Below are 15,153 nucleotides of genomic sequence, written 5' to 3' on the forward strand. Positions count from 1 at the left end.
ATGAAGCGCAACAATACCTGGCTGTGGTCGGCCGCGGCGCTGGTCTACGCCTTCCTGTACATTCCCCTCGCCATTGTGGTGGTTTATTCCTTTAACGATTCGCGGCTCAATGCAGAGTGGGTGGGATTTACCTTGTCCTGGTATAAAGCGCTATTCAACAACGCGGAGATGCTTACAGCCGCAGGTAATTCACTGATCATTGCACTCAGCGCGAGTTTCAGTGCTACGGTGCTTGGCACCATGGCGGGTCTGGCGATTCATCGGTACAACTTAAAGGTTTTGCCGGTGTTGGTTTTCACGCCGGTGGCCATGCCTGAAATCCTTCTCGGCGTGTCGCTGTTGTTATTCTTTTTACAAGTCCTGAATTTAACGCTGGGCATGGTCTCAATCATTATCGCGCATACCACATTCTGTATCGGCTTCGTGGCAATAATCGTACGGGCACGGCTTCAGGACATGGATGAGAGCCTGTTTGAAGCGGCGCGCGATCTTGGCGCATCCCCGTGGCAAACATTCCGTCTGGTCACGCTGCCGCTTATCATGCCGGCGGTCGTTGCGGGAGCACTGATGTCGTTCACGCTCTCGATAGATGACTTCGTCATTACCTTCTTTACCAAGGGTGTCGGCGAACCCATCTTGCCCATCCAGATCTATACCATGATAAAGGTCGCGGTGACGCCCGAGGTGAATGCGATTTCCACCTTATTGATGTTGCTCACCCTGGTCATGATCATCATCGCGGCAAAGCTCGACGCGCACGCCTCGTCGCGCGACGCAAAAACGTCCAGCTAGAAGTTATGTATCCCGGATGTTTCAGAAGGTCTCTGGCATCACTCATTTTCATGTTGAGCTGGCTGATGCTGTTCATGGCGGGTTGCACCCGATCGGATGAGCGCGCGGCGATACCCAATAAAGACAGGAATGTCCTGCACCTGTTCAATTGGAATAACTATATCTCCACCGAAACGATCAGGCGCTTCGAGAAGTCCTGCGATTGCAGGCTGTCCCAGGATTATTATTCGGACAACGAGGAAATGCTGGCAAAACTCGCGGCAGGCGCGAGCGGTTACGATCTCATCGTCCCCACGAGCAACGCGATGGATACTCTGATCCGGCAGGGCGCCCTCAAGCCGCTGGATAAGTCGTTATTGCCGAACCTGAAAAACATCGACCCTTCGTACCTCGATACGCCGTTCGACCCGGGCAACAAGTATTCGGTACCGTACGCCTATACGATCAGTCTGCTTGGATTCAACCAGGAAAAAATAAAGGAACTCGGCCTCCCAACGGACACCTGGGCAATAATTTTCGAACCCAGATACCTCGAAAAGATCAAAGGTCGCGTGACCGTTCTCGACAGCCAGCGTGAATTGATGGCCGCGGCGCTTAAATACCTGGGCTATTCAATAAATGATGCCGATGAGAAGCATTGGAAGGAAGCGGCAGATTTGATCGTTCGCGCCAAGCCCTACTGGGCGGCTTTCAGCAATACCAGTTATATCAAGGAACTCGCCACCGGGAATCTATGGGTGGCGCACGGTTATTCCAATGACATGTTTCAGGCAGCGCTTGACGCAAAAAAAACCGGCCGGAGCTTCACGATCGGATACTCCACCCCCAATGAAGGGGCGGTACTGGCGCTCGACAGCATGGTATTGCATAGAAGTGGAAAGAGTCCGGATCTGGCCCATCAATTCGTCAACTTCATGCTGGAAGGGAAAAATTCCGCCGACCTCACTAATCTCCTGGGCTCGGGTAATCCCAACACTGAGGCGATGCAGTACGTTCAACCCGAGATTGCGGCTAACAAGGCGATATTCCCCAGCCGGGAATCGCTCGCCCGCCTGGAAATGTTGCGCGATCTTGACCGCAAGCAGCGGCGACTGCTGAGCCGCTTATGGACCGAAATCAAGTTGAGATAGCTATTGGCGATCCGTATAATCGTGATCATTCAGAACGCACAACTGATCACTATCAATCCCATGAGTTATTATCAACGGCACGTATTTTTCTGCGTGAACCAGCGCGAGGCAGGTGCATTATGTTGCAACAATTTTGGCGCACAGGCCATGCGCGACTACGCCAAGCAACGCGTCAAGGCGCTGAAGCTCGATAGCAAAAGCAAGAGGATACGCATTAACAATGCTGGCTGCCTTGATCGCTGTAATGAAGGACCGGTAATCGTGGTTTATCCCGAAGACGTTTGGTATACGTACGTGGATAAGGAGGATATCGACGAGATTATCGAGGAGCACCTGAAACATGGCCGTATCGTGGAGCGGTTGAGAATCTGACGAAGTCTCGACGGCCCGGAAGCGTTCGATCCGAGCGCGGATTAATTCTCCAAAAGCGCTGACAGCCCTGACGATTGCGGGCGATGAGTCACGCGCCCCGCCAAGCTTCCACCAGCAAACCAACAGACCGCCGAATCGCGCGCCGACCTTATGCTCCGCTTCCGCGGCAGCCGGCTCACCCCGGTGGATCGATCAGATTACCCAGTTACTTGCAGAACGCATTGTTGAACGAGCATATTATCCAGAAAACATTCATCGATGGCCCGGCCGGCAAGCTGGAAACGATTCTTGCTGAGCCAACCTCTGGTCATGCCCGAGGTATCGCCGTGGTCGCGCATCCGCATCCGCTTTATGGCGGAACCATGAACAACAAGGTGGTGCACACCCTGTTTAAATCATTTCTCGAACTGGGATTCATTGCCATCAAGTTCAATTTTCGCGGCGTGGAACAAAGCGAGGGCGAGCTTAACTCGGGTGATAACACCAGCGCAGGTGAGGTGGACGACGTGCTCGCAGTGGCGGAAACCGCGAAGATCAGGTTTGCTGAACGTTTCGACAAGCCCGTCCCGTTACTGCTGGCGGGATTCTCCTTTGGTGGTGCGGTTCAGGCTTATGCCGCGCAACGACTCAAACCGCAAACAGTCGTCATGGTGGCCCCGGCGGTTCAACGTCTGAAGGCACCCCCTATCATCCAGCCGGACGTTAAACATCGCCAGGGCGTGGCCCCACGCGTCCTGATCATTCACGGTGATCGGGATGACGTGGTCGCACTTACGTCTGTGCTGGAGTGGGCCGCTCCTCAGGAATTACCTATCGTTGTGATACCCGGGGCGGAACACTTCTTTCATCGCCGATTGCACATTCTCAAACACGTCGTGATTGATGCTTGTCGGCCGTGAAAAGCGCATCCTGGAGCCCGATGCAAGCGACAGCGAAAAGTGGTGAATTCGCATCCGCATGAGCAACGTTGGGGGGAGCTACACCGAAGGTTGGAAAAAAACTCATGCGCAGATCCGTTATCTCAGCAGGATAAAAAGCCAAACCCCCTCAGGGTCATACATCAAACCGCTTGTTCAGCTGGCCCCTGCACTGCCCGATTCCCCCTGCGGGTCCCTCCGCCACGCTCCGCGAGCGACCACAAAGGGTGGAACCAGACGTCGATCCGTTATTTCAGTGGATAAAAAACCAAACTCTGCGGTCGCCGCAAGCTCGTGCACTGCCCGATCCCCGTTCCGCGAGGGCCCTCGGGCGACGCTCCGGGGCGACCGCAAAGGCTGGGAAAAAACTCAGACGTCGACCCCTACCTCAGTAGGCTAAAAACAAAACTGTGTGGTCGGAGCAAGCCCCTGCACTGCCCGATCCCCGCTCCGCGAGGGCCCTCGGGCCACGCTTCGGGGCTTAGATACAGCTCAGCATCATTGATCTGAAGTCGTCAAAATATCCCATCTGTTTGGACATGTCGGGTACGTTCGTTTTTGCGTCGATGAATTTGTCCTGGTCGCGAAAATCGCGGTTGTCATAAATGGTAAGGTTGGCATTAGGGCCAACCTTAAGGCTGCGTACTTTGTTTTCCCAGTCGAAACCAAACGGGCCAACCATCCTCGGCATGTTGATAGGCCCGGTTAGCAGCAAGCTGTCGCCTTCATAATTTTTCTTGTCATAAAACCTTACCCAACAGCCTTTCTTTTCGAGATCGGTTGTGATTTGAACTGGGACCATAATCAAAACCGGGACTTCAACGGTTAGAGGCCTGTCCTTCGTGCCACGCTGCGGTTTGGTCGTCTCACCTGATTCCGGTGGCTTGTTCATTACCGGCCTGTCCGACGGCTCTTGCGCCTGTACGCCAGCCGAGGTAAAAATTCCAAACGCTACCAAAATTGGAACGAGGAGATTGCGAAAGTATTTGATGAGAAAGTTCATTGCCAGCCTCCATAAAGAAAATTTGTTTTAAACGTTTTTTTAACCAACCATCTATTTTGGGCCCGCTCGTCGCTTGCCCGGCTCTGCCGGGATACGTCCATCCGCTGTGACTGAGTGAAGCCAATCTCTACTCTGGGGGACTTTCGCGGTCTTTCTTGTTTATCCGACATAAATCGATCTAATCGCAGGCTCGCCTGAAGCCCTCTACTTTCACATGACCCCATCGTTATGACTTCGGGCAGTCGGCATGCACGTGTAAAGGTAGCGGGTCATTGACGAGTTGAAAATCAACCCTATAAGACTTTCCGTTGCGTCTCCGTGTGCTACCCCACGTAGGAAGGTCCTGCACTGATGAAAGATGTGGGAATCCACTCGGTCTTAGGCGCGGTTAGACGAAGAAAAAGCTGCGAACGGAAAAATACGGGAGGAGCCAGCTCTGACAGAAATACCGGTTGTGAAAGTAGAATATCAGGGTGCGATTGATCTTTGGAAAAAAACCGCCTACGCTAATCTCCGGGTTTTCCGGTTGTTCCCACCAGAACTGGGCATCAGGAAATTTTTATGCAACGTATACTTATCCTGCTCGGCATACTGCTGTTGGTGGCAGGCCTGGCGTGGCCCTGGCTATCAAAATTGCCCTTTGGCCGGCTTCCCGGCGATATAAGCGTGGAGCGGGAAAATTTCAGCTTCTATTTTCCGTTGACCACCAGTCTGTTGGTATCCCTGGTCCTATCGTTACTGCTATGGTGGTGGTTCCGCAAGTAAATTAATGCGGGGGAACCGAACAAGACCTGGGGGAGCCCAGTTTTGAATGGCAGCAGGTCGATTGGCAAATGACCTGTTAAAATCGAAACTGCGCCAGGAATAGTGCAAATACGTGCGTCACGCTGACGCCCAGCGAGGTCCCGCGCCGCATCAAACAGCCCGAACCGCCGGGCTTGATTTTTCCTTGGGCTTCACGGCCCCTGTACATATTTTCAAGAGCCTGGGGACTTGCAGGACTTATGGAGCTACTTGGCTAAAGAGGATGAAACGTGGATCTATATGAATCGATGGTGTTCTGGTTTGCCAAAGAATTCGTTAAGGCTGTTTTGGGTCTCGGGCTGATCCTGGGCATTATCATTTTTTTTCAATGGATCAATAGCGATGACTAAGGATTGCGCGCGAAACGTCACGTTCGGATGGCCCCGATCGGCACAGCCTGAACGCCGCGACTCCGCGTCGATATTGTCTCCATTCGTCAGCCGAATTGCGATCTTGAAGAGGTAACTTCTGCTGTCTTGAAGACAGGTCGATACTTACCTATTCTAACGCCATCCCGTCAGCTCGAATTCACCTCTCTTTTTTCCCTGTTTTCTTTTGGTACGCTCTTTCTGGATGCACGCACGAGCGAGCCTTGTTCCGGCAGAGGCTCAGCCGTATCTATCAGAGGTTTCAAGGTCGGCAAAAGATGCTTCATGACCTGCGTAGACAACGCCGAAGTAAACGTGTAGTTGGCGGCGTCCGCACCTGGGACAAATGCGGTCATCGTTCCAAAGAAGCGATCGCCAAGGAAGAAAACAAAAGTGGCCGAGCGGTTGACAGCCCGGGATTCCCTAATGACGCCAGGCGATGAAAAGGTAATGTGGCGATGATCTCCGGTCCCTGTTTTTCCACCGATCAGCACTTCAGCCCCATCCTCTTCTACAATTGCCCGTGCCAGCCTGGAAGCTGTACCCGTCTCCACAACGTCCGCCAGCACGCCTCGCAAGGCGGCGGCCAGCTCAGGGGAAAACATTCGCTCACCTTGAACGGGTCCCCTTTCCACGATGGTTTCAAATGGTGTGTCCGCCGCGAACCGCATGCGTTCGATTAGCACGTTAGGGACTCGAACCCCATTGTTGAGGATGATGCCCATCAGTTCCGCCAGCGCGGCGGGATGATCAGCCGAACTACCTATGGCTGTCGCTAGTGAGGGTACAAGCGAGTCAAACGGGTAGCCCAGCCGTTTCCAACTGCGATGAATCTCCAAAAAGGCTTCAAGCTCCAACAGGCCGCGGATTCGGATGTCCTGGGAATTCTTGTGTATCGTCTTGAATAGCCATTGGTAAACCGCCACTCGTTCGTCTCCGCTGGCTTCGATCACATCCTTGTACTGAGCCTGCGGCTTCGATATCAGGTAGCGAACCAGCCATAATTCCAGCGGATGGACTGTTACGATGTAACCCTGATCGGCGAGCGAGTATTTGCCGGGCGCATATCCTTCGTACAGGTCCTGCAGCTTCGTCGGTGTCATGCCCTTTAAAGCTGGCAGATATGGAACCATGAACGCCTGGAACTGCGAGAACGTAGCCTCAGGGTAAACGTATCGGTACGCGGCTGCCAACCGCCGCGGCGTATGCCGAAAGCTGGAAAAGAATACCGCGCTGACGCCACCGGCGCTTGCTGTTTTCCCCCTGTATTTTTGATAAAACCGATGGATGAATTCCCTGCCCTCCTTATCCGCGAACCGCCTCAGGTATTCCGCCCGGGCACCGTCACGGACGTCGCGGAGGATTTTGGCCGAAGAACCCGTCACTTGGAACATGTAATGACGCACAATGTCCCGCATCAACCGGATGTAGACCAGATTGACCGAATCAAGCGTCGCCTCACGTACGCTCCAAACCTGGTGGTCATCCTGACGCTTGAAATTATGAAAAACGTGCAACCCACCGCCGGTGAAAAAACGTTCCTCGGGGTTGGCTGAATACTTGCGGTCCAGTGCGGCGTCGAGCATTGCAGCCAAACTCTTGTCGGTTGCTTGCAGCAGGTAGCCGACCGCCCAGCGGCTAAGGGTATCGCTTGGATCAGGTTCCTGTTTGCGGAGCATTTTCGGCTCCAGGCTGGCATATTTGCCATGCAGCGTTTCGATTATTTCAAGGTAGGTCACCAGTGTCCGCAACTTGGCCGTTGAACCCAGATCGAGCTTTGTACCCTGGTTGATATCCAACGGCTGCTCGAAATTGTCCGCCATGATGCGGAACTTCGCCCCTTGCGGCGTTAGTTCCGACAGAGTGAAGCTATAAATTATTTTTCCAGGATCTTCTGTCGTCAGCATGCGGTGGCCATAGAGTCCCGCAGCCCGCGCATACTCGCTGTCGTTGAGATTGCGCAGGAGATCGGTAGTCTTCTTTTGGAGATCCGCGTCGAGTGTGCTTTGAACCGAAAGGTCCATCCGGTCCAGATCATAGAGCCGCCGTAACCCCAGCTGGGACGCTATACGTACGCGAACGGCGTTCACTGCCTTTTGCGCCGAGAAACTCCTCGCTTCGTCCAGCATTGCTGTATCACGAAAACGCAAAGGTAGCTTGAGCGCAACATTAGTGAGGCCGGGCTCTATCACACCAGCCTGAGCCAGTACCCGAAGATAACTATTGGTAAGCTCAGCGAGCTCCTCCCGGCCGGTAAGCAGATAATAGGAAGGCCTGCGCTGCGCAATCATCAGACTCAGCACATGTTTATAACGAAACGCCGTCTCGACAAGCGCGTCGCCTTGCACGAAACGAGAATTAAGGATGTGGTTGGTTTCATCGAAGTCCAGGCCATACCACGCCCAAAGCGCATCTCCAAGCCCGTTCGTTTCTCCGAAACCGGGCGCGGCCGCAAGCGGGACTGTGTTCAGATAATCGACCACGATTCGCTTGCGAACCGGTAGCGTATTCTCCCCACCCAAGTAGGCACGCACCGAGGCGGACGCCATCTGCTGAAGCTTATCCGTTGCGTTCATCGTCATCCCGCTGGGAGAATGACGGTATTTTTCAATTTGTGTAGCTAGCGTGCTTCCGCCGGGTACGTCATGTTCTGCTTGAAAGAATTGGATCGATTTGTCCAGCACCGCCTTCCCCAACCGAATCCAGTCGACAGCCGGGTTTTTTTTTGGATGAGCCAAATCAAGCAGATCCCGGTTTTCGATAAAAAGGAGACTGTCAGTCACCACAGACGGGATCGATTCAAAATGTTCGTAGACGCGTGACGGGAAGATGGACCGATACAGTCGCTCCCCGTTGCCGGCGCTAATTTCCAGCCCTGCTTGGGATTTTTCCACGTAAGGGATAAACAGGCCTTGTTCAACCAATTCTTTCATACGCGGCGAGACTCGCGCTTGAGCCTGTATTTGGAAGCCATGCTTGGTCAAATTTTCGAGCAGTTGCGTCAAGCGGTTATACCCCAAACGGATATCGTACGGCCCGGCCTGGGACAGACGCAGCTCCTTGCTTTGCCCGGGTTTCATTTCCCAGCGCACGTCCTGGAGCAGCTCGGTTAGACGGCGTGCCTGATACGCCGAAGTTTCCACTTCACGGTAGAGAAGGAACGCTGCAATAGAAAATGCAACCAGAAGCAGGATTAGAACCGCAAAAGCGAAAAGCTTGAGTACACGCCTCACGGTGAAATTGAGATCATCATTATTATGATCGGTTCAAATGCTCATTATTGTAGATAAACATATCGTAAGGGCAATGTTTAACAACGTTTCTAAATTGTCCCTTCTCCGACTTGACGCGCGAGACAGAAAATGCCCTCTCCCGTGATTTACGGTAATTTGCCGACGTTTTTCAAGCTAATGCATGAAATGCAACTCGGTAACAATACGTAAACGACGACACCGATCTGCTGTTTTCTAGGCGGGTTTATTGTTTATGCAGAATTTTTGATCCACCGGAATGACGGAAGCTGATCGACTGGCCGCGGCGCAGTCTTCTTCCTGGCGATTACCTTTGCCGTGGCATTTGTGCGAGTTCTCCTCCATTCGCACCGATATCCCCTTCGGCTGGTATTACTATACCGGTTCAACGGAGGGGCAGGAATTGTATATTGCCGACGTGTCCTTCATGGATTCGCTCTCGTTTCCTTTCCTCTCTATGCTAGCTATTGCATGGCGCTGGCTTTTATCCTGGGCCCGCCTTGTATGTCGGAAATCCGATTTTGGCGTCCAAATGATCAAGATGGATTTTCCTCTCGTCACAAGAACGGGCTGGCCGGTGATGCTGCTTACAATACTTTTTTTTACATTCATCGACATCATCATTGACCCGGTCGCGCTCCAGGGAGAACGGTGGTTCCTGGGCCGCATATATTACTACCCGGAACCGGGCACCCTTTTTGGCGTTCCCATAGCAAATTACATCGGGTGGGCTATCGTTGGCCTGATATCGTTGGCCTGATTTCGCTCTCCGCTTACCTTCCCTTGGATCGCAGGCTTGGTCAAACCGAAGCTGCGATTCCACACATAACTCGGCGGGTGCTTCTCGGCTGCGGGCTTTATTATGGAGTATTGATCTTCAATCTCTCGATAACCTTCTGTATAGGAGAAGGTCTTCTGGGAACCACGGGCGTATTCATCTATCTTCCCATCACGGTTCTGCTTGCGCTTTGACTTTTTGGATACCTGCCGGCAAAAAGCTGAGCGAGAAAAACTGCTTCGCCGTCCAGTCGAAAGTTACTCAATATACAAGTATCTCAACCATCGGTTAGGACGATATAATGCTGCCCTGGGAAACTTGGTTTATTTTGTAAAAAAATTGGAGCAGAGCATAAAATGAAGCAAATCACCTTATTGTTAATCGCTGCAGCATCCGCGGGATTAGTCGGCTGCTCGAAGACGGATAACTATACGCCCGCGGAGAGCGCAAGCGGAGAAGACATATTTTATGCAAACTGCACCAAATGCCACAAACCTGAAGCCGCCGGCAGCGTGATGACGTTGAATACTGCAATGGCTAATAAGGATGCGATCATCGGAAAAATTCAAAAAGGCAGCATGGGAATGCCCGCCTTTCCGAACATAAAGGGTGAACCAGCACAACGTCTCGCGGAATTCATACTGGCGAATAGCAAAACCAAGTAGTTCAACATAAATAACGGTGGCCGGAACGAAATGTGCTAAGCGGCTGCGGTCGTGCACACCGTCCACGTCCCTGCCTTCGTTAGCGACTGACGGATCAATCAGTATGACCACCTCAACCAAGATGCGAGCCGGCCTCATTCTCCATCACGTATCCGTGCGGCATATCCCGGCGTGGTGATAGTCAAGTGGGCGGTGATTATCATCGCCCTCGTGATTATTGCCGGATTGCTAGCCGGCCAGCTTGGATTGCTAAAAGGCACTCCGCCTACTGATCTGGGTGTGCATGACGGAAAGCTCAAACCCCCGTCGAAAACACCTAACAGCGTGTCCAGCCAGGCATCACTCTATCCTGATCACCCACAGCGCGATTACGCCGACATCGCCCCATTCCCCGTTAGCGGCGGCCCCGACGCTACGTTGAATCGGATAGCCAGCATTGTGGACGGCATGGAAGGCGCAAAAATAGTAGCGAGGGAACCCGGTTACCTGTATGTGCAGTTTACCACCCGCTTAATGAAATACGTTGATGATGCCGAGTTCTGGTTTGATCCGGTTGCAGGGGTCATTCACATGCGTTCTGCCTCCCGCTTGGGAAGTTCGGATCTCGGCGTAAACCGCAAACGTATTGAATTCATTCGGCAAGAACTGCTAAACCCCTGACCGACTCCTCCGTGAAAGCCTCGCCGTGGGATGACATTTGTATTCCACTATCGTGGTCCCGTATAGACCGGCGAGGTGATTCCGCCTCGATCTCCGCTCATCCGATATGACTGTTGTGCTCCGCCTGATATCCCGGCTACTGCTTGCATTTTTTATATTGGCGCTATTGGCGGCCGGCTCTGTCTGGCTGCTATTGCATGGCAGCCTGCCAAAATACAGTGGTACCGTGAGTGTGAACAGCCTGGCGAAGCCGGTAATTGTCGAACGAGACAGTCTGGGCAGCGTAACCATACGAGCCCAAGATCGCCACGAAATGATCTGGGCGCTGGGCTATGTCCATGCACAGGAGCGGTTCTTCGAGATGGATCTGATGCGACGCCGGGCAGCTGGCGAACTCGCCGAGCTGTTCGGGTCAGTTGCCCTGCCGGCGGACCGGGAAACGCGGAAACATCGCATGCGCTCGCGGGCGGTTGCGGCATTGGAACAGTTGCCGGCTGAACAGCGAAAACTGGTGGACATCTATCGCGACGGCGTGAATCATGGTCTGGATGCGCTCGCCACGCGCCCCTTTCCGTATCTCCTGACGCGCACCCGACCCGCCGCATGGCGCAGCGAAGACAGCATTCTGGTCGTCAAGTCGATGTACTTTACCTTGAACGACGTCAACGACTCGCGCGAAATCGCCTTCTCTACCATGCGCGCAGCACTGCCTGAAAGCGCCTACCGTTTCCTGACCGCCAGCGGCGGCGAATGGGATGCACCGCTCATCGGAGAGGCGCTTGATTGGCCCCAGCCCCCGCCTGCGAGCCAACTCGACCTTCGCAAACTCGATCCCGGAGTCATGTCACCAAAAAACGGCCCACCCCTTGATGAGTCCGTTGATCAGCTTCCGGGTAGTAATAGTTTTGCCGTAGCGGGCCAACTCACCGACGGTGCTGCGCTCATTGCAAATGACATGCATCTCAAGTTGAGGGTACCCAACATCTGGTTTCGCACCCGCGTGATGTACCCGGATGCGCGCGGGCCGGGACTGATGAATGACATCACCGGTGTCAGCCTTCCTGGCACACCCGCGATCACTGTGGGCTCCAACCGCAAGATTACCTGGAGCTTTACCAACGCTTACGGTGATTCCATCGATTGGGTTCGCGTCCTGCTTCATCCGGAGGACCCCTTGCGCTACCGCAGCCCAACTGGATGGAAAACGGTCACTGTTTACAACGAGGTTTTGCATGTCCACGGCGCACCGGATGAAACGCTCGATGTTTACGAGACCGAGTGGGGACCGATTCTATCGACCGACCACGACGGAACGCCCCTTGCGCAAGCCTGGACAGCGCACCGGGCAGGCGCGGTGAACATGGAGCTTACTAACCTGGAGCTCGCCGAAACCGTGGCTGAGGCGGTTGAGATCGCACAGCGCGCCGGCATTCCGGCACAAAATTTCATCGTTGGCGACCGCCAAGGCAAGATTGCCTGGACCATTGCAGGCCGCATTCCCGCGCGGGCAGGCGTATACGACGCAACACTGCCCGCTGACTGGAGCCGTCCCGACACAGGATGGCAGGGCTGGCTCATGCCAGCGCAATACCCTCTCATCCTGGATTCTTCCACGCAGCGCTTGTGGAGCGCCAACGCCCGCGCCGTTGATGGCCTTATGCTCGACCGCCTCGGCGACGGCGGTTATGATCTCGGGGCGCGAGCAAGGCAGATTCGCGACAGTTTGTACGAACATGAGCGTTTTACACCGGCTGCCATGCTGGAAATTCAGCTTGATGATCGCGCGCTATTCCTGAACCGATGGCGAGAACTTCTGGACCAGACCCTGAACCGCGCTGAAGCAGCGCCTTGGCGCACCAAGATGCAGCACGGGCTGCGCGACTGGGATGGACGCGCCTCGACGGCTTCTGTTTCATACCGGCTCGTGCGCGCCTTCCGGCAGGAAGTGATCCAGCGCGCGCTCGAGGGCTTTGAAGCAGCGGTGCGGCAGCGCGATCCCTCCTTTGCGATGCCGATCTTGAACCAAGCTGAACATCCCGTCTGGATGTTGATCGAGCGCCGTCCACCCCACCTGTTACCGTCACTCTATACTGACTGGGAAGCGTTGCTCGGCGCATCCGCCAAAAATGTGGCGCGGCGTATGCAACAGCAGCCGGGTGGCATCGCTGCGCGGCATTGGGGAGAACACAATACGGCAAACATCCGCCACCCCATCAGCCAAGCGCTACCCCCGCCGATCGCTAACTGGCTGGATATGCCAAAGGTTGAGTTGCCTGGGGACAGCAAGATGCCAAGGGTGCAATCGGCCGACTTCGGCGCTTCCAACCGCTTCGCGGTGTCACCGGGCCGTGAAGAGGACGGCTATTTTGAAATGCCCGGCGGTCAGAGCGGCCATCCCCTCTCCCCCTATTACGGCAGTGGCCACGCAAGCTGGGTTAATGGCGAAAAGACCCCGTTTCTCCCAGGCCCGCCTGAGCAGATACTGTATCTGAGGCCCATAGCAAAAGCGCAGTGATCTTGGTAACGCCTCCTCCCGGCTCTTCGATACTCGGTGAATCACGCCAGTTGCGCGCTGTTGTGCCCATCTCACGAAACCTGGGCCGTAAACGCTTGCCTTACCCATAGAATAGCCATCTTCTTACCTGAGGATAAAGAGCACTGCTGCATTGAGCTATCAACTAGCCCGTAAGCCACTACGTCTATGTGCGCCACCGAACAGAGCTCTGTTTATTTTCGCAGTATAACCAAGCCGTCAGTCCTTGGGGGCGCGGGCGGCGTTGACCTGTACCGTCCCTGTCCAATAGCCTAACAGCGCGATTCAGGCAACAAGGGCGCGCTACCCTTAATATCGTAGAAACGACGTTACTCACAAAATTCGAACAAGGGGTCTGTCATGAAAAAAACACTGCTTGCCTTATTCGTCGGCGGTACTGCCAATCTTGCATTCGCCGCGGTTCCGCCGCTGACGACTCAGATCGTCGCCAGCGGCTTTGAGGCGCCCGTGTTCGCGACCGCGCCCAACGGAGATCCGCGCTTATTTGTAGTAGAGAGAGGCGGAGTGATCAAGGTTCTGCAAAATGGAACAGTGCTGCCGACACCGTTCCTTGATTTGTCCGCCTCAGTAGAAGCTAGCCCGACAAGTGAGCGCGGCCTCCTAGGCTTGGCGTTCGACCCCGGCTTCGCGACCAACCGGCGCTTTTATGTAGATTACATTGACAAGACCACCCTCAATACCGTGGTCGCCACTTATCAGGCAAGTGCATCGCAGCCCAACATCGCCGACCCTTCTACCGCACAGACCGTTTTGACCGTCGCGCAGCCTGAGTTCGGCAATCACAAGGCCGGATGGATCGGTTTTCGTCCGGGAGAAAATGCCAATCTTTATATCGGAACCGGGGACGGAGGGTCTGCTAATGATCCTCAGAATCGCGCACAAAATCTCAATGACAATCTCGGCAAAATTTTACGGGTGGATGTATCGGCTGATCATCTTCCTGCCGACCCCACTCGCTATGGCTATGGTATCCCGACCGGCAACGTTACAGGCGGCAACCCGGAAATCTACGCATATGGGTTACGTAACCCCTATCGTGACAGCTTCGACCGGGAGACCGGCACTTTTTATATCGCGGATGTTGGACAGAATCAGCGCGAGGAAATCAATATCGGCTCGGCCGGTGCAAACTATGGTTGGCGCAAGTTCGAGGGAACAGACCTAAATTTCCCGAATGACCCTGCCCTCGCAAATCACACCCCGCCTATCTTTGAATATGACCATAATGGCGAAAGAGCAAGCGTCGTCGGCGGCTACGTATATCGTGGCGCAGCAATAGACGAACTGCAGGGCACGTATTTCTTTGCTGACTTTGCCACGGGTAAGATCACCTCGTTCCGTTTTACCGATGGCGGTGGCGTCACTGAAGTTATCGATCGCACTGCAGAACTCACGTCCCCCACCGGTATTTCGGGATCGCCAAATTCGATTACGTCATTTGGCGAAGATGGATTCGGCAATATCTATCTGGTGAGCTTCGATGGCGGAAAAGTAGGAATGATCACCGCCATACCCGAACCGGGGGCCTGGGCCATGATGCTGGCGGGCATGGCCCTGATCTCAGTATGGGCGCGGCGTCGAGGGTATCCAGCGGCGTAGGGAATGCAGTTGTAGTTTCCACAGCTTCCCGCCTCATTACGCTGAGGGCAAAGTGTTCCCCGCCGTGACAGCCCAGGTTTGCCCGTCACGGCGCGGGTGTCAAGATACTCGTCTATACTCACGTTAAGCCTGGACGGCATCAGGATGACGCAGCTGCCTGTCTACCCCATGGCCATACCCTCCGGGGACAAGCCATAGAATTCGGGGATATTTCAATCCGTTAGATCATCACATCGTATTGGAACGATAGCCTCGTCGAA

12 protein-coding genes are annotated in these 15,153 nt (G+C 54.3%); 10 read left to right on the forward strand and 2 right to left on the reverse strand.

What is annotated here, in order from left to right; genetic code table 11:
- The 4 genes from BM022_RS06660 to BM022_RS06675 all read left to right on the forward strand — a co-directional run bounded on the left by BM022_RS06660 (nucleotide 1) and on the right by BM022_RS06675 (nucleotide 3,193).
- Entirely contained in the window at nucleotides 1-792 is a 792-nt protein-coding gene (locus BM022_RS06660) for an ABC transporter permease (RefSeq protein WP_091137919.1), read from the forward strand.
- Between the two features lie 50 nt (nucleotides 793-842).
- Nucleotides 843-1,922 carry an ABC transporter substrate-binding protein gene (locus BM022_RS06665; RefSeq protein ID WP_256209006.1) on the forward strand — a complete coding sequence of 360 codons (1,080 nt, stop codon included), beginning with the start codon at nucleotides 843-845 and terminating at the stop codon, nucleotides 1,920-1,922.
- A 60-nt stretch (nucleotides 1,923-1,982) separates the two neighbouring features.
- The gene (locus BM022_RS06670) at nucleotides 1,983-2,294 is read left to right on the forward strand and encodes a (2Fe-2S) ferredoxin domain-containing protein (protein ID WP_091138083.1); all 312 of its coding nucleotides are present in this window, start codon (nucleotides 1,983-1,985) and stop codon (nucleotides 2,292-2,294) included.
- Between the two features lie 83 nt (nucleotides 2,295-2,377).
- Entirely contained in the window at nucleotides 2,378-3,193 is an 816-nt protein-coding gene (locus tag BM022_RS06675) for an alpha/beta hydrolase (protein WP_256209007.1), read from the forward strand.
- A 499-nt stretch (nucleotides 3,194-3,692) separates the two neighbouring features.
- Here BM022_RS06675 and BM022_RS06680 read toward each other — a convergent pair whose 3' ends face one another.
- Nucleotides 3,693-4,214: a beta/gamma crystallin domain-containing protein gene (locus BM022_RS06680; RefSeq protein ID WP_091137923.1), complete on the reverse strand. Its 522-nt coding sequence runs from the start codon at nucleotides 4,212-4,214 to the stop codon at nucleotides 3,693-3,695.
- Between the two features lie 561 nt (nucleotides 4,215-4,775).
- On the opposite strand from BM022_RS06680, the gene BM022_RS06685 reads away from it, so the two are divergent.
- The gene (locus BM022_RS06685) at nucleotides 4,776-4,979 is read left to right on the forward strand and encodes a DUF2905 domain-containing protein (protein WP_091137924.1); all 204 of its coding nucleotides are present in this window, start codon (nucleotides 4,776-4,778) and stop codon (nucleotides 4,977-4,979) included.
- Nucleotides 4,980-5,535: 556 nt separating this feature from the next.
- On the opposite strand, the gene BM022_RS06690 is transcribed toward BM022_RS06685, so the two are convergent.
- Nucleotides 5,536-8,619 carry a transglycosylase domain-containing protein gene (locus BM022_RS06690; RefSeq protein ID WP_091137926.1) on the reverse strand — a complete coding sequence of 1,028 codons (3,084 nt, stop codon included), beginning with the start codon at nucleotides 8,617-8,619 and terminating at the stop codon, nucleotides 5,536-5,538.
- A gap of 277 nt (nucleotides 8,620-8,896) precedes the next feature.
- Here BM022_RS06690 and BM022_RS06695 point away from each other — a divergent pair, with 277 nt between their 5' ends.
- The 5 genes from BM022_RS06695 (at nucleotide 8,897) to BM022_RS06715 (ending at nucleotide 14,893) form a co-directional block, all read left to right on the forward strand.
- Nucleotides 8,897-9,397 (forward strand): carotenoid biosynthesis protein, encoded by a 501-nt coding sequence (locus BM022_RS06695; RefSeq protein ID WP_091137928.1) that lies wholly within the window; start codon nucleotides 8,897-8,899, stop codon nucleotides 9,395-9,397.
- Between the two features lie 374 nt (nucleotides 9,398-9,771).
- A complete protein-coding gene (locus tag BM022_RS06700; protein ID WP_091137929.1) occupies nucleotides 9,772-10,080 on the forward strand; it encodes a c-type cytochrome in 309 nt (102 codons plus the stop codon).
- A 171-nt stretch (nucleotides 10,081-10,251) separates the two neighbouring features.
- The gene (locus BM022_RS06705) at nucleotides 10,252-10,740 is read left to right on the forward strand and encodes a DUF1499 domain-containing protein (protein WP_091137930.1); all 489 of its coding nucleotides are present in this window, start codon (nucleotides 10,252-10,254) and stop codon (nucleotides 10,738-10,740) included.
- 106 nt (nucleotides 10,741-10,846) lie between these two features.
- Nucleotides 10,847-13,255 (forward strand): penicillin acylase family protein, encoded by a 2,409-nt coding sequence (locus BM022_RS06710; RefSeq protein ID WP_091137931.1) that lies wholly within the window; start codon nucleotides 10,847-10,849, stop codon nucleotides 13,253-13,255.
- 378 nt (nucleotides 13,256-13,633) lie between these two features.
- Nucleotides 13,634-14,893 carry a PQQ-dependent sugar dehydrogenase gene (locus tag BM022_RS06715; protein WP_091137933.1) on the forward strand — a complete coding sequence of 420 codons (1,260 nt, stop codon included), beginning with the start codon at nucleotides 13,634-13,636 and terminating at the stop codon, nucleotides 14,891-14,893.
- The last annotated feature ends 260 nt before the right edge of the window (nucleotides 14,894-15,153 follow it).

This window comes from Nitrosospira sp. Nsp14 (genome assembly GCF_900113575.1).
In the GTDB taxonomy this organism is placed as follows: domain Bacteria; phylum Pseudomonadota; class Gammaproteobacteria; order Burkholderiales; family Nitrosomonadaceae; genus Nitrosospira.

What these genes read in the sequence shown, in the direction of transcription:
- BM022_RS06660 (WP_091137919.1), top strand. Translation starts at nt 1, where the DNA reads ATGAAGCGCAACAATACCTGGCTGTGGTCGGCCGCGGCGCTGGTCTAC.
- BM022_RS06665 (WP_256209006.1), top strand. Translation starts at nt 843, where the DNA reads ATGTTGAGCTGGCTGATGCTGTTCATGGCGGGTTGCACCCGATCGGAT.
- BM022_RS06670 (WP_091138083.1), top strand. Translation starts at nt 1,983, where the DNA reads ATGAGTTATTATCAACGGCACGTATTTTTCTGCGTGAACCAGCGCGAG.
- BM022_RS06675 (WP_256209007.1), top strand. Translation starts at nt 2,378, where the DNA reads ATGAGTCACGCGCCCCGCCAAGCTTCCACCAGCAAACCAACAGACCGC.
- BM022_RS06680 (WP_091137923.1), bottom strand. Translation starts at nt 4,214, where the DNA reads ATGAACTTTCTCATCAAATACTTTCGCAATCTCCTCGTTCCAATTTTG.
- BM022_RS06685 (WP_091137924.1), top strand. Translation starts at nt 4,776, where the DNA reads ATGCAACGTATACTTATCCTGCTCGGCATACTGCTGTTGGTGGCAGGC.
- BM022_RS06695 (WP_091137928.1), top strand. Translation starts at nt 8,897, where the DNA reads ATGACGGAAGCTGATCGACTGGCCGCGGCGCAGTCTTCTTCCTGGCGA.
- BM022_RS06700 (WP_091137929.1), top strand. Translation starts at nt 9,772, where the DNA reads ATGAAGCAAATCACCTTATTGTTAATCGCTGCAGCATCCGCGGGATTA.
- BM022_RS06710 (WP_091137931.1), top strand. Translation starts at nt 10,847, where the DNA reads ATGACTGTTGTGCTCCGCCTGATATCCCGGCTACTGCTTGCATTTTTT.
- BM022_RS06715 (WP_091137933.1), top strand. Translation starts at nt 13,634, where the DNA reads ATGAAAAAAACACTGCTTGCCTTATTCGTCGGCGGTACTGCCAATCTT.